The organism is Achromobacter sp. (genome assembly GCF_057314935.1).
The window spans coordinates 38,315-51,877 of record NZ_DBHKZA010000013.1 but is presented as its reverse complement, the minus strand read 5'-3'; the positions used below and the strand labels follow the sequence as shown (position 1 = coordinate 51,877).

12 protein-coding genes are annotated in these 13,563 nt (G+C 66.7%); 9 read left to right on the top strand and 3 right to left on the bottom strand.

Annotated elements, in window-relative coordinates:
- Positions 1-4 precede the first annotated feature (4 nt).
- From ACO6D5_RS06965 to ACO6D5_RS06945, 5 genes are all read left to right on the top strand, one after another.
- Positions 5-874 (top strand): HpcH/HpaI aldolase/citrate lyase family protein, encoded by an 870-nt coding sequence (locus ACO6D5_RS06965; RefSeq protein ID WP_485824980.1) that lies wholly within the window; start codon positions 5-7, stop codon positions 872-874.
- Between the two features lie 274 nt (positions 875-1,148).
- Positions 1,149-2,780, top strand: a complete 1,632-nt coding sequence (locus tag ACO6D5_RS06960) for an ATP-binding cassette domain-containing protein (RefSeq protein ID WP_081533934.1) — start codon at positions 1,149-1,151, stop codon at positions 2,778-2,780.
- Between the two features lie 109 nt (positions 2,781-2,889).
- A complete protein-coding gene (gene asd, locus ACO6D5_RS06955) occupies positions 2,890-3,759 on the top strand; it encodes an archaetidylserine decarboxylase (protein ID WP_315845976.1) in 870 nt (289 codons plus the stop codon).
- 135 nt (positions 3,760-3,894) lie between these two features.
- The gene (locus tag ACO6D5_RS06950) at positions 3,895-5,121 is read left to right on the top strand and encodes an alpha-hydroxy acid oxidase (RefSeq protein WP_485824979.1); all 1,227 of its coding nucleotides are present in this window, start codon (positions 3,895-3,897) and stop codon (positions 5,119-5,121) included.
- 98 nt (positions 5,122-5,219) lie between these two features.
- A complete protein-coding gene (locus ACO6D5_RS06945; RefSeq protein WP_485825006.1) occupies positions 5,220-6,392 on the top strand; it encodes a metallophosphoesterase in 1,173 nt (390 codons plus the stop codon).
- A 5-nt stretch (positions 6,393-6,397) separates the two neighbouring features.
- On the opposite strand, the gene ACO6D5_RS06940 is transcribed toward ACO6D5_RS06945, so the two are convergent.
- A complete protein-coding gene (locus tag ACO6D5_RS06940; RefSeq protein ID WP_315845978.1) occupies positions 6,398-6,868 on the bottom strand; it encodes an Lrp/AsnC family transcriptional regulator in 471 nt (156 codons plus the stop codon).
- A gap of 92 nt (positions 6,869-6,960) precedes the next feature.
- On the opposite strand from ACO6D5_RS06940, the gene ACO6D5_RS06935 reads away from it, so the two are divergent.
- Positions 6,961-8,157: an MFS transporter gene (locus tag ACO6D5_RS06935; RefSeq protein ID WP_315845979.1), complete on the top strand. Its 1,197-nt coding sequence runs from the start codon at positions 6,961-6,963 to the stop codon at positions 8,155-8,157.
- 14 nt (positions 8,158-8,171) lie between these two features.
- Here the strand turns inward: ACO6D5_RS06935 and ACO6D5_RS06930 are convergent, their stop codons facing one another.
- Positions 8,172-8,993, bottom strand: coding sequence for a MetQ/NlpA family ABC transporter substrate-binding protein (locus ACO6D5_RS06930; RefSeq protein WP_485824978.1), 822 nt, complete (start codon positions 8,991-8,993; stop codon positions 8,172-8,174).
- Between the two features lie 165 nt (positions 8,994-9,158).
- On the opposite strand from ACO6D5_RS06930, the gene rocD reads away from it, so the two are divergent.
- Positions 9,159-10,394, top strand: a complete 1,236-nt coding sequence (gene rocD / locus ACO6D5_RS06925; RefSeq protein ID WP_485824977.1) for an ornithine--oxo-acid transaminase — start codon at positions 9,159-9,161, stop codon at positions 10,392-10,394.
- 23 nt (positions 10,395-10,417) lie between these two features.
- Positions 10,418-11,356, top strand: coding sequence for an arginase (gene rocF / locus ACO6D5_RS06920; protein WP_485824976.1), 939 nt, complete (start codon positions 10,418-10,420; stop codon positions 11,354-11,356).
- Between the two features lie 25 nt (positions 11,357-11,381).
- Here the strand turns inward: rocF and ACO6D5_RS06915 are convergent, their stop codons facing one another.
- Positions 11,382-12,122, bottom strand: coding sequence for an IclR family transcriptional regulator (locus ACO6D5_RS06915; protein ID WP_485824975.1), 741 nt, complete (start codon positions 12,120-12,122; stop codon positions 11,382-11,384).
- A 226-nt stretch (positions 12,123-12,348) separates the two neighbouring features.
- On the opposite strand from ACO6D5_RS06915, the gene ACO6D5_RS06910 reads away from it, so the two are divergent.
- On the top strand, positions 12,349-13,557 hold the full coding sequence (locus ACO6D5_RS06910) for an ABC transporter substrate-binding protein (RefSeq protein WP_485824974.1): 1,209 nt from the start codon (positions 12,349-12,351) through the stop codon (positions 13,555-13,557).
- Positions 13,558-13,563: the final 6 nt, after the last annotated feature.

Here is a 13,563-nt window from a genome sequence, read left to right as displayed (position 1 = left end):
GCCTATGACGCCACCCATCCGCCCCCGCCGTTCCGTCCTCTACATGCCCGGCGCCAATGCGCGCGCGCTGGACAAAGCGCGCAGCCTGGACGCCGATGTCCTGATCCTGGATCTGGAAGACGCCGTCGCGCCCGACGCCAAGGCAGAGGCCCGCGAACAAGTCGCCCGCGCGTTGCGCGAAGGCGGCTATGGGCAGCGCGAATGCGTCGTGCGCGTCAATGCGCTGGACACGCCATGGGGCCAGGACGACGTTGCCGCCATCGCGCAAGCCGGCGCCCACGCGGTGCTGCTGCCCAAGGTGCAATCCGCCGCCCAGCTGGATGCGCTGGCGCAAGCGTTGGACGCCGCGGGTGCGCCACCCGATCTGCCGTTGTGGGCCATGGCGGAAACCCCGCTGGGCTTCTTGCGCCTGGATGCCATCGCGGGCGGCCACCCGCGGCTGGCCGCCATCGTGGTGGGCACCTCCGATCTGGTCAAGGACCTGCACGCCCGCCATACGCCCGCCCGCGAAGAAACGCTGCTGGCGCGCTCGCTCGCCGTGATGGCTGCCCGGGCGCACGGATTGGCGGTGCTGGATGGCGTGCACCTGGACCTGCAGGACGACGCGGGCCTTGCCGCTGCCTGCCGCCAAGGGCGCGACCAGGGCTTTGACGGCAAGACGCTGATCCACCCCAAACAGATCGCCGCGGCGAACGACGCGTTCGCGCCTACGGAGGCGGAACGGGTCACCGCCCGCAAGCGCCTGGACGCCTGGCGCGCCGCCCAGGCTGCGGGGCTGGGCGTGGCCGTGGTCGACGGCGCGCTGGTGGAAAACCTGCACGCGCAGGAAGCCGAACGCCTGTTGGCGCTGGCCGCCGCCATCGCGGGCAGATAGTCCGGCGCTCGACGGCGGTTTCGGGGCTGAATCGCCTGCCGCAAGCCCCCCTATCGCGAGGCGCCAGCGCCGAAGCGCGCGGCCCGGTACAATAACGCCCACGACTGGACGGCGGCTTTGATTGGCCGCCCCTCTATTTCGCCCTTCGCGCCCGACTGCACCCATCAGTTCGCCAGCCTCGCGCGCGATCCCGCCCCGGTTCCCTTTTTTGCGCCGCGCCTTGTGGCGGGAGCCTTGCCGCGCGCCTGACGCGCCACCCCCAGCCACACGATTCATGATCCGCTTCCAACAAGTTTCACTCATGCGCGGCGTCAAGCCCTTGCTAGACAAGGTCGACCTGCTGCTGAACCCCGGCGACAAGATCGGCCTGATCGGCGCCAACGGCGCCGGCAAGTCGAGCCTGTTCGGCCTGCTGCGCGGCACGCTGCACGCCGACCAGGGCGACCTGGACTATCCCTCCAGCTGGCGCATGGCCTATGTAGCGCAGGAAACCCCCGCGCTGGACCGCCCCGCCATCGAATACGCGATCGACGGCGATGTCACGCTGCGCAAATTGGAAGCGGAACTGGCGGCTCTGGAGGCCGAACCGGAAAGCGCCGAGAACGGCCTGCGCATGGGCGACATCTACGCCGCGCTGGCGGACGCGGACGCCTACACGGTGCACTCGCGCGCCGAACAGCTGTTGACCGGCCTGGGCTTCACGCAAGCGCAGATGCACCTGCCGCTGACGAGCTTCTCGGGCGGCTGGCGCATGCGCCTGAACCTGGCGCAAGCGCTGATGTGCCCGTCCGACCTGTTGCTGCTGGACGAGCCCACCAACCACTTGGACCTGGACGCGATCATCTGGCTGGAAGACTGGCTCAAGCGCTATCCGGGCACGCTCATCGTCATCTCCCACGACCGCGATTTCCTGGACGGCGTGGTGAACGTCATCGTCCATATCGACGAACGCAAGCTCAAGCGCTATTCGGGCAACTACTCGTCGTTCGAGCGCCAGCGCGCCGCCCAGCTGGAACTGGCGCAGGGCATGATGGAAAAGCAGATGCGCCAACGCTCGCACCTGCAGTCTTTCATCGACCGCTTCAAGGCCCAGGCCAGCAAGGCCCGCCAGGCGCAGAGCCGCATCAAGGCGCTGGCCCGCATGGAAGAAGTGGCGCCGCTGCGCGCGGCCGCCGAATTCTCTTTCGAGTTCCGCGAACCGCTGCGTGCGCCGAATCCGCTCTTGACGATGGACAAGGTCAGCGCGGGCTATCGCGTCGAAGACGAAGACACGCAAGCCGTCTCCGACAAGATCATCGTGTCGGGCATCAATTTCTCGCTTCAGGCCGGACAGCGCATCGGGCTGCTGGGTATCAACGGCGCGGGCAAATCGACCTTCATCAAGACCATTGCAGGCGACCTCGAGTCCCTGGCGGGCGACACGCAGTTCAACAAGGGCCTGTCCATCGGCTACTTCGCCCAGCACCAGGTCGAAATGCTGCGCCACGACGAATCGCCGCTGTGGCACATGATGAAGATCGCGCCCACCGTGCGCGAACAGGAACTGCGCAACTTCCTGGGCAGCTTCAACTTCAACGGCAACATGGCCACCAGTTCCATCGCCCCGTTCTCCGGCGGCGAAAAGGCCCGGCTGGCGCTGGCGCTGATCGTCTGGCAGCGGCCCAACCTGCTGCTGCTGGACGAGCCCACCAACCACCTGGACCTGGAAACGCGCGAAGCGCTGACCACCGCGCTGGCGCAGTTCGAAGGCACGCTGATGCTGGTCTCGCACGATCGCCACCTGCTGCGCGCGACCACCGATGAGTTCATCATCGTGGCCGACGGCGCCGTCAGCCCCTTCGACGGGGACCTGGACGATTACAAAGACTGGCTATACAAAACCAAATTGGCCGCCAAAGCCGCCTGATCGCGTTACAATCCCGCGAATTGCCCGCACCGGTCTTCAATCGGACTTGTGCGGGCAACCTTCAACCACGTCCCGCTGTTTGCGGGACGCGTTTTTTCAGCGCTCGTAGATGACGATCAAAGACCAAGTATTCCTCGCCAGCCAGTATCTTGCGCCCCACCACCTGGTGTCGCGCTTTTTCGGATACGCCTCAGACTGCCGGGAACCCGCGGTCAAGAATTGGATGATCTCGCGCTTCGTCCGCAAGTACGGCGTGGACATGCGCGAAGCCGTGCAGGAAGACCCGCTGGCCTACGAGTGCTTCAACGACTTCTTCACCCGCGCGCTGAAAGACGATGCGCGTCCGCTGGACGACGAGCCGGGTTCGGTGCTGTGCCCCGCCGACGGCGCGATCAGCCAGATGGGCGCGATCGAACAGGGCCGCATCTTCCAGGCCAAGGGCCACAGCTACGGTCTCGTGGATCTGCTGGGCGGCGACACCGAGCGCGCCGCGCCCTTCCAGGGCGGCGAATTCGCCACCGTGTACTTGTCACCCAAGGACTACCACCGCGTGCACATGCCGGTTGCCGGCACGCTGCGCGAAATGGTGCACGTGCCCGGCCGGCTGTTCTCGGTCAACCCGCTGACCGCCCGCAACGTGCCGCGCCTGTTCGCGCGCAATGAACGCGTGGTCTGCCTGTTCGACACCGAGCACGGCCCGATGGCCCTCATCCTCGTTGGCGCGATGATCGTGGCGTCCATCGAAACCGTGTGGGCAGGTCTCGTCACCCCGTACAAGCGCCGCGTCAAGTCCGTGCGCTACGACGACCTGGCGCGCGCGCCCATCCATCTGGCGAAAGGCGCCGAAATGGGCCGCTTCAAGCTCGGCTCGACGGCGATCGTGCTGTTCGGGCCGAACAAGATCCGCTGGGCCGACACGCCGTCGGTGCTGGGTCCGGTGCGCATGGGCGAACTGTTGGCGTTGCCGGCGCAGCCCTGATTCCGGCCAGTGTGCGGCGCGCCAACCTGGGCGCCGCACCCGCTATTTCGCTTTTGGCGAAATGGTTTTTCCTTATTTATTCGCTTTCTGCGATGAAGCGGCGTTGCTAGATTAGGGGCTTTTACCGGCTCCCCCATGACAACCACCGCCCTGCCCGCCACCGCGCCCGATGGCGCCGCCACCCGCCGGCCCTTGCCGCTTGCGCTTGCCCGCATGTTGTCCCTGGACGACTTCGAAGCTGCGGCGCGGCGGCGCCTGCCCCGGCCCATTTTCGGGTATGTCGCCGGGGCCGCCGAAGACTATCAATCCCTGCGCGACAACCGCCAGGCGTTCGCCCAGTATGCGTTCGCGCCGCGCGTGCTGGTCGACGTGTCCCGCCGCACGCAGCAGACTGAACTGTTCGGCCGCCAGTACGCGTCGCCCTTCGGCATTGCGCCGATGGGCATCAGCGCCTTGTCTGCGTACCGCGGCGACATCGTGCTGGCGCGCGCCGCGCGCGAGCAGAACATTCCCGCCATCCTCAGCGGCACCTCGCTCATCGCCCTGGAAGACGTCATCCGCGAAGCGCCTGGCACCTGGTTCCAGGCCTACCTGCCCGGCGACCCCGCGAAGATCGATGCACTGGTCGAGCGCGCCCGCCGCGCGGGCTACGAAACCCTGGTGCTGACCGTGGACATTCCGGTCTCGGCCAATCGCGAAAACAACGTGCGCACAGGATTCTCCACCCCGCTCAAACCCAGCCTGCGCCTGGCGTGGGATGGCCTGACGCATCCGCGCTGGCTGGTCGGCACCTTTCTGCGCACGCTCATGGCGCATGGCATGCCGCATTTCGAGAACTCTTTTGCGACGCGCGGCGCGCCCATCGTTTCCTCCTCGGTGCTGCGCGACTTCACCGCCCGCGACCACCTCAGTTGGGAGCACGTGGCGCGCATCCGCAAGCAATGGCCCGGCACCTTGATCATCAAGGGCATCCTGCATGCGCGGGACGCGGCGCTGGCGCGCCAACATGGCGCCGACGGCGTCATCGTGTCCAACCACGGCGGCCGCCAATTGGACGGCGCGATCTCGCCGCTGCGTGCGCTACCCGGCGTGGTCGCGGCCGCCGGCGACATGACGGTCATGATGGACAGCGGCGTGCGCCGCGGTGGCGACGTCCTCAAGGCGCTGGCCCTTGGCGCCCGCTTCGTCTTCGTCGGACGTCCGTTCAACTACGCGGCGGCCGTGGGCGGACAAGCGGGCGTCAGCCATGCCATCGGCCTGCTGCGCGCCGAGGTCGACCGCAACATGGCGATGCTGGGCATCAACAGCGTCCGAGAGATGGACGCCAGCCTGCTATGGCGGGACGGCCCGGTCGGCCCTTGACGCAAACCGGCACGAAACACTGCGCCCGCCCGGCATAGAATGGCGTTTCCCTTGCTACCCGTGCGCCGGCCATCAAAGCGGCGCGCCCCGTGCCCGCCGTGTCCCTACGCCAATCCTCGTTTTTCCTGCGCTTCCTGACGCTTGGGGCGCTTGCCCACGTCTACGTCGGCGCGCGGCTGATTCCAGACGCGCTGCTCAGCAATACGGGCGCCGCCGCCGCCACCCTTGCCCTGATCCTGTCATGCATCCTGATCCCCCTGGGAATGCTGGGGCGATCTTCCGTGCATCCCCCTTGGGGCGACCGCATCGCGTGGGTCGGCCTGATCGCGATGGGGCTGTTCTCGTCGCTGTTCGTGCTGACCCTGATCCGCGACGTCATCCTGCTGGTGACCTGGCTCGTCAGCCTGGCGGCGGGCGCCGGCCTGCCCTGGGTCCGGCTGCGCAGCATCAGCGCGTGGACCGTCGCGGGGCTGGCGGCGGCCGGCACGTTGATCGGGTTCTACAACGCGCGACGCCGCGCGCGCGTCGTCGACGTGGACGTGCCCATTCCCGGCCTGCCGCAAGACCTGGACGGCTTCACCATCGTGCAGATCAGCGACATCCATGTCGGCCCCACCATCAAGAAGCATTACGTGCAGGCCATCGTCGACGCCGTGAACGGACTGCTGCCCGACATGATCGCCGTCACGGGCGACGTGGTGGACGGCAGCGTCGAGCATCTGGCTGCGCAGGCCAGCCCGCTGGGCGCGCTGCGCGCACCATTCGGCGTGTATCTGGTCACTGGCAACCACGAATATTATTCAGGCGCCGCGCCCTGGGTGGCGGAATTCCGCCGACTGGGCCTGCGCGTGCTCATGAACGAACACGCCGTGATCCACCCCTCGGGCCTGCCCGTGGTGGTGGCGGGCGTCACGGACTACAGCGCCGGCGCGTTCGACCCGCAGCAACGCAGCAACCCGAAGGCCGCGCTGGCGGGCGCGCCCGCGGACGCCTGCGCCAGGATCCTGCTGGCCCACCAGCCCCGCAGCGCCGCCGCGGCCGAGCCGCTGGGCTACCACCTCCAGTTGTCCGGCCATACGCATGGCGGACAGTTCTTTCCGTGGGGCTTTTTCGTGCGCTTCCAGCAGCCGTTCACCGCAGGCCTGCATCGGCTGGGCAAGATGTGGGTGTACACCAGCCGCGGCACCGGCTATTGGGGCCCGCCGAAGCGCCTGGGCGCCCCGTCCGAGATCACGCGCTTGCGTTTGCGCGCAGCGGCCGCGCGCGGCTGACGCCCTCAGGCCGCAGCGTCCGGCGTCGTGTCCGGCAGCGGCCCGCGTTCCAGGTAGCTGGTCAGCGCGATATCGCTGGTGGTATTGGTGATGCCCTCGATCTTGTGGATGCGCGCCAGCAGCAGCTCCAGCGCCTGGGTGTCGCGCACCCGCACCTTCAGCAGCATGGCGCTCTTGCCGGTGATGGTGTGGATCTCTTCCACTTCGGTCAGTTCCGCCAAGCCCAGCACCTGTTGCGTGATGCTCCAGTTGTTGGTGTCCACATGCACGAAGGCCAGCAAGGGCCGGCCGATGCGCGCGCCGTCCAGCTTGGCGGCGATGCCCTTGATCAAGCCGTCGCGCTTCAGGCGCTTGACCCGTTCGTGCACCGCGGGCGCCGAAAGGTTCAGCATCTTGCCCAATTCGGCATAGCTTGGCGTGGCGTCGTCCGCCAGCAGCGTTAATAGTTTTCGGTCGCGGTCGTCCAGGTCTGGCATCGGAATCAGGTTCTGCCTTACGGCATTCGAACTTTTATGGAATAAGGAAATATCAGCGTTAACCCTTATTTTATTCCAATAAAATTCCCGGCATGCAGAATCGTAGCAACCGCAACACCCGCACGCCCTCTTCCGTCCCCGCTTTGATGTTCGCCGTCAGCGTCGTGGGCTCCAACGGGCTGGCGCTCAGCCCCATCTTGAGCGATGTGGCGGGTTCGTTCTCGACGTCCGCGCTGACGATCAGCACCGCCATCTCCGCCTATGGCGCCGCCACCGCCGCCAGCGCGTTCTTCCTGGCCGCGCGCATCGACCGCATCGGCATCCGCCGGGCCTTGCTGGGCGCGATGGTGGCGCTGATCGCCGCCCTGCTCCTGTCGGCCGCGGCGCCCCACTGGATCGTGCTGACCCTGGCGCAAGCCCTGGCCGGTGGCGCCGCCGGGGTCATCCTGCCCGCAGCCTACGGTTCGGCATCGCTCATCGCGCCGCCCGGCCAGGAGGCCCGCACGCTGGGCCGGGTCATTGCCGGCTGGTCGGTGTCGTTGGTGGCGGGCGTGCCGCTGTCGGCCCTGATCTCGGATGCCGTGGGCTGGCGCGCCACTTATGGCGTCCTGGCCTTGTGCGCCGCGGTGGCCCTGCTGGGCCTGCGCAAGCTGCCTGAGCGTCGCGCGGAAAACCCCGCGCCGCTGCGCCTGTCACGCTTGCTGGCGCCCTTGTCCTATCGCGATGTGCCGGTGCTGCTGCTGGCCTGCCTGGCGTTTTCATCGGCCTTCTACGGGGTATACGCCTTCCTGGCGGATCACGTCCGCACGTTGCTGGCCTTGTCTGCCGGGCAGGTCGGCTTCATCGCCTTTGCCTACGGCGCGGGCTTTTTGCTGGCCGGCATCGCAGGCGCGCCGCTGATCGAACGGCTGGGGCCGCGCCGCGCCTTGCCGTTGGCCCTGGGCGCGATCGCGCTGGTTTATCTGGCACTGCTGCCCGCCGCGCATGCCTTGGCCGCGGTGCTGGCCATCGCCGCGTTCTGGGGGGCTGCGTCGCAACTGAGCCTGAACCTGCTGGTGCTGCTGCTGTCGCGCGCACGTCCTGACGAGCGTGGCGCCGTGCTGGGCCTGAACACCTGCACCACCTATCTGGGCGCCAGCGTGGGCACCGCGATCGCCGGCACGCTGTATACGCACGCCGGGTTCGACACCTTGGGGCTATGCGCCTCGGCGGCTGTCGGCATGGCCGCCATCGGCCTGCATTGGCGGTTGAACGGCCGCCGGGCCGCGCGCGGCGAAGCCACCGCCTGACCCGGCGCGCCGGCTTACCACGGGAAGCTGATCAAGTCGCCGTACAAGCGCTTGAGCGTGCTTTTGACTTCCGGCGAGTTCTGATAGATCTCGATGAACTTCAGCAGCCGGGGATCCTGCGCCTTTTCCGGCGTGGTGACCCAGCGGATGGCGTAGCGGCGGATGCTGACAGGGTCGGTATTGTCGAACGCCAGTCCGTCCTTTTCATTCAGGCCGGCTTGCTTGGCGAACGTCGTATAGGTCACCGAAGCCGTCACATCGTCGAACGTGCGCGCCGATTGCGAGCCCTCGATCTGCACGAACTTCAACTTCTTGGGATTGGACACCACGTCTTCCAGCGCGGCTTGATGCGCCACGCCCGGCTTGAGCTTGATCAACCCGATCGATTCCAGCAACAGCAAGGCCCGGCCCGTATTCACGGGATCATTGGGCACGGCGATGGTGGCCCCGTCCGGCACCGTGTCGCCCTTTTTCAGCTTCTTCGAAAACAAGCCGATGGTGGTGGAGTAACCGTAGGCGATGGGCGTCAGGTTCGCGCCGCGCCGCTGGTTGAACAGTTGCAGGAAGGGTTCATGCTGGAAGAAATTCGCGTCGACCGATCCATCCGCCACGGCAATGTTGGGCAGCACCCAGTCGTTGAATTCCACCAGTTTGACGTCCAGGCCTGCCTTCTTTGCCTGTGCGATCGCCAACTCGGTCGCTTCGTTCGCCACGCTGGGGATCACGCCGATGCGCAAGGGCTTGTCCTGCGCGATCGCCGCGGACGCCGCCGCCAGGCCCAGGGCCGCGACGGCCGCGCCGCGCGTCAGTTTGAAAAGCAGGTGCTTGAGAAGCATGAAGAGTGTCCAGAAGTCTTGGAAAGCCGGCCCCGCGCCGGCGCTGGCGATATTGTGCAGCAGCTTGCGCGTCGATCCCCGAAAGGCCTTTGTCACGCAATGGCAATGTGTGGACGCCGGGACTAGCGCTAAGATGGTCGCAATCCGTCCCTTCCGGGAGGCCCCATGAATTCCGTGCTGACCACCCTGCCCGGCGCCCGGTCCGCGGCCCGCCGCCGCGACCAGATCGAAGACCAGTTGGGCGCCCACAACTACCATCCGCTGGATGTCGTCATCGCCCGCGGCAGCGGCGTCTGGGTCTATGACGTCGAAGGCCGCAAATACCTGGATTGCCTGTCGGCCTATTCCGCCGTCAACCAGGGGCACTGCCACCCCCGCATCCTGGCCGCGATGGTCGAACAGGCGCAAACGCTCACGCTGACGTCCCGCGCTTTCCGCCACGACCAGATGGCGCCGTTCTACGAAGACCTGGCTCGACTGACCGGCGCACACAAGATCCTGCCGATGAACAGCGGCGCGGAAGCCGTGGAAACCGCCATCAAGGCGGTACGCAAATGGGGCTACGAGGTGCGCGGCGTGCCGCCGGACCAGGCCGAGATCATCGTCTGCGCCAACAACTTCCATGGCCGCACGTTGGGCATCGTGGGCTTTTCCACCGACCCTGACGCCTACGGCAACTACGGCCCCTTCGCACCCGGTTTCAAGGTCGTGCCCTTTGGCGACTTCGACGCCTTCGACGCCGCCATCACCCCCAACACCGTCGCCTTCCTGGTCGAGCCCATCCAGGGCGAGGCCGGCGTGGTGATGCCCCCCGCCGGATACTTCTCCCGGGTCCGCCAGCGCTGCACCGAGCGCGGCATCACGCTGATCCTTGACGAGATCCAGACCGGGCTGGGCCGCACGGGCAAACTGCTGGCCGAAGAGCACGAAGGCATCGAAGCCGATGTCACGCTGATCGGCAAGGCGCTGTCGGGCGGTTTCTATCCGGTGTCCGCCGTCTTATCCAACGCCGACGTGCTGGGCGTGTTCCAGCCGGGCCAGCACGGCAGCACTTTCGGCGGCAATCCGCTGGCCTGCGCCGTGGCGCGCGCCGCGCTGCACGTGCTGACCGACGAAGGCATGATCGAGAATGCGGCGGCAGTCGGCGCCTATTTCCTGGAACGGCTGCGCGCCCTGCCCGGCCCCGTGCGCGAGGTTCGCGGGCGCGGCCTGATGCTGGCGGTGGAACTCGAGCCCGATGCTGGCGGCGCGCGCCGCTTCAGCGAGCGCCTGCTGGCACGCGGCATGCTGGTCAAGGATACCCACGGCCACACGCTGCGCCTGTCGCCGCCGCTGATCGTCACGCGCGAACAGGTCGACTGGGCTTGCGACCAGTTGGCCGCGGTACTATCCGCCCCTTGAAGAACCCACCGGAGCCCGCCCTCGTGCAGAACACCGCCACCTTGCCTATCCAAATCACCCTCATCGGCGCGCCGACGGACATCGGCGCCGGCGCGCGCGGCGCATCGATGGGCCCGGAAGCCTTGCGAGTGGCCGACCTGGGTCCCACGATCGAGGCCCAAGGTTTCCAGGTGATCGACCGCGGCAACCTGTACGGCCCCGCCAACCCGTGGCTGCCACCCGTGGACGGCTACCGCCATCTGGAAGAAGTCGCGGCATGGAACCGGGCGGTGCACGATGCCGTGTACGCCGAGCTGGCCGAAGGCCGTCTGCCCGTGCTGCTGGGCGGCGACCACTGCCTGGGCATCGGATCGATCAGCGCCGTGGCGCGCCACTGCCGTGCAGCGGGCAAGAAGCTGCGCGTGTTGTGGCTGGACGCCCACGCCGATTTCAATACCAACGCCTTGACGCCCACCGGCAACGTGCATGGCATGCCGGTCGCCTGCCTGTGCGGCTATGGCCCTGAACAGATCACGGGCATGTCCGGCCAGACGCCGGACATCGAACCGGGCTGGGTGCGCCAGATCGGCATCCGCAGCGTGGACCAGGGCGAAAAGCGGTTGGTGCACGAGGCTGGGTTGGAAGTGTTCGATATGCGCTATCTGGACGAAATGGGCATGCGCGCCACGATGGAGGCCGCGCTGGCCGGACTGGACGCCGACACCCACCTGCACGTGAGCTTCGACGTGGATTTCCTGGACCCCGAGATCGCGCCCGGCGTGGGCACGACGGTTCCCGGCGGCCCGACCTACCGCGAAGCGCAGCTGTGCATGGAAATGATCGCCGACACCGGCCTGATGCGCTCGCTGGACGTCGTGGAACTGAATCCCGCCTTCGACGTGCGCAACAAGACGGCGGAACTGGCCGTGGACCTGATCGAGAGCCTGTTCGGTAAATCGACGCTGATGCGCCGCGGCGCCTGAGCCTCGGTTGGATGGGCGGGCCAGGCTAAGCCGCGCGCGCCCGGCGAATCGCTTCCGCCGCCGCGTGCAGATGAAGCAGGTTCTGGTCGCGCTGTTCCCACACTCGCGGCGTGGGTCCGGCCATGCACAGCGCATACCATTCCCCGCCCAGATCCAACGCAACCGCCAGCCCGGTCAGGTCGGCGACGCTTTCGCCCACATTCGCCGCCCACCCCTGCGCTTGAACCCGTTCCACCTCGGCGCGCAAGGCGTCGCGGGTAACCAGCGTGCGCTCGGTGTAGCGCGTGTAGTCCGGCGCCGCCAGCAGGCTGTCCCGATCCAGAGGCGCCAGCCGCGCCAGGATGGCTTTGGCGACCGAGCTGGTGTGCATCGGACGGCGCTCGCCCGGGCGCGCCGCGTAATGCACCGGATGGGTTGATTCCACCACGTCCAGGAACACCACGGCACCGTCCTGGATCTTGCCCAGCATCACGGTTTCATTGGCCGCGTCGCGCAAGGCGACCAGATGCGGCCGCACGTAGTCCAGCCAGGGATCGCCTGACTGGATCTGCCCGCTCAAGGCGTGCAGCTTGGCGGTCGGGTAATACCCTCCGCGGCGGCGCACTTCGTACAGATAGCCGCGCGCGACAAGTGTGCGCACCAGCGCCAGGCAGCTCGACATCGGCGCGCCCAAACCCTGCGCCAATTCCGTCAGCGGCATGGGCCGCCGCGTCTGCGCGAACAGCTCGATCAGTTCCAGCGTCCGCACGACTAATTTCACTTCCATGTGGCGACCCCTGTTCGGATTTGCCTTCAGAAAATTCGTAAATCTGCTAGGTCATCCACTAAGTTGACTTTTCATATGTGTGAACCTAAATTCTTGCACAGGAATTTATATTCACCAACACGAAATAAATTTCAGCCGGCTGGAGAACTGGCGCCTCGGTTAGCGGTACCGCGTCATCACCACAATTCCAATGATCGGCCCCGACCCGGGCCGGGGAGACAGACAGATGCGTATCAACCCCCTGCTGGCGGCCCTTGCCGCCGTAATGGCCGCGTCCGCGGCCCAAGCCCAATCGGATGTCGTGCGCCTGGGCGTGTCCAATGACCGTTCAGGCATCTACTCCGACCTGGGCGGACTAGGCTCCGAAATGTCCGTGCGTATGGCCGTCGAGGATTTCGGCGGCAAAGTGGCCGGCAAGACCGTGGAAGTGATTGGCGCCGATAACCAGAACAAGGCGGACGTCGCCTCGGCCCTGGTCCGCCGCTGGTTCGATACGCAAGGCCTGGTCGCCGTGGTGGACGGCGGCGCCAGTTCGGCCGGCCTGGCCGCCCAAGGCGTCGCCAAGGAAAAAGGCGGCACCGCGCTGATCAGCGGCGGTTTTGCCGGCGACTTCAGCGGCAAGCAGTGCAGCAACCTCAGCACGCAATGGGCGCCCGACACCTATGCGCTGGCCAACGCGGTCGTCAAGAGCGTGGTGGAAAGCGGCGGTAAGTCCTGGTACTTCATCACCACCGACTACGTCTTCGGCAAATCGCTGGAAAGCAATGCCACGCGTTTCGTGCAAAACGCGGGCGGCAAGGTGTTGGGCAGCACGCGCCATCCGTTGGGCGCCATGGATTTCGCATCCTTCCTGGTGCAGGCGCAGTCCTCCAAGGCCGACGTCGTCGGCCTGGCCAGCGCAGGCGGCGACCTCGTCAACCTGATCAAGCAGGCGCAGGAATTCGGCCTGACCGGCGGCAAGCAGCGCATGCTGACCTTCCTGACCTTCATCAACGACGTGCAGGCGATGGGATTGCCCGTCGCCCAAGGGCTGACCTTCCCCACCGGCTTTTACTGGGACGCCGACGAAGACACCCGCGCCTGGACGCAACGCTGGCAGAAGAAGATGGGCGTCACGCGCCCGCCTTCCATCGTGCAGGCGCTCAGCTACGTCGCCACCACGCACTACCTGCAAGCGGCCCAGGCCGCCGGCACGTTCGAGGGCGCCGCGGTCAATCAGAAGATGCGCGAGTTGCCCATCACGACCAAACTGATCAAGAATGCCCGGATCCGTCCCGAAGACGGCCGCGTCATCATGGACCTGTATCTGGTCGAAGTGAAGAAGCCCGCCGAGTCCAAATACCCCGGCGACTTCTACCGTATCCTGTCTACCGTGCCAGGCGAAAAAGTGTTCGTGTCGCTCGCCGACAGTGAATGCCCGCTGGTAAAGAAGTAGCGCCCC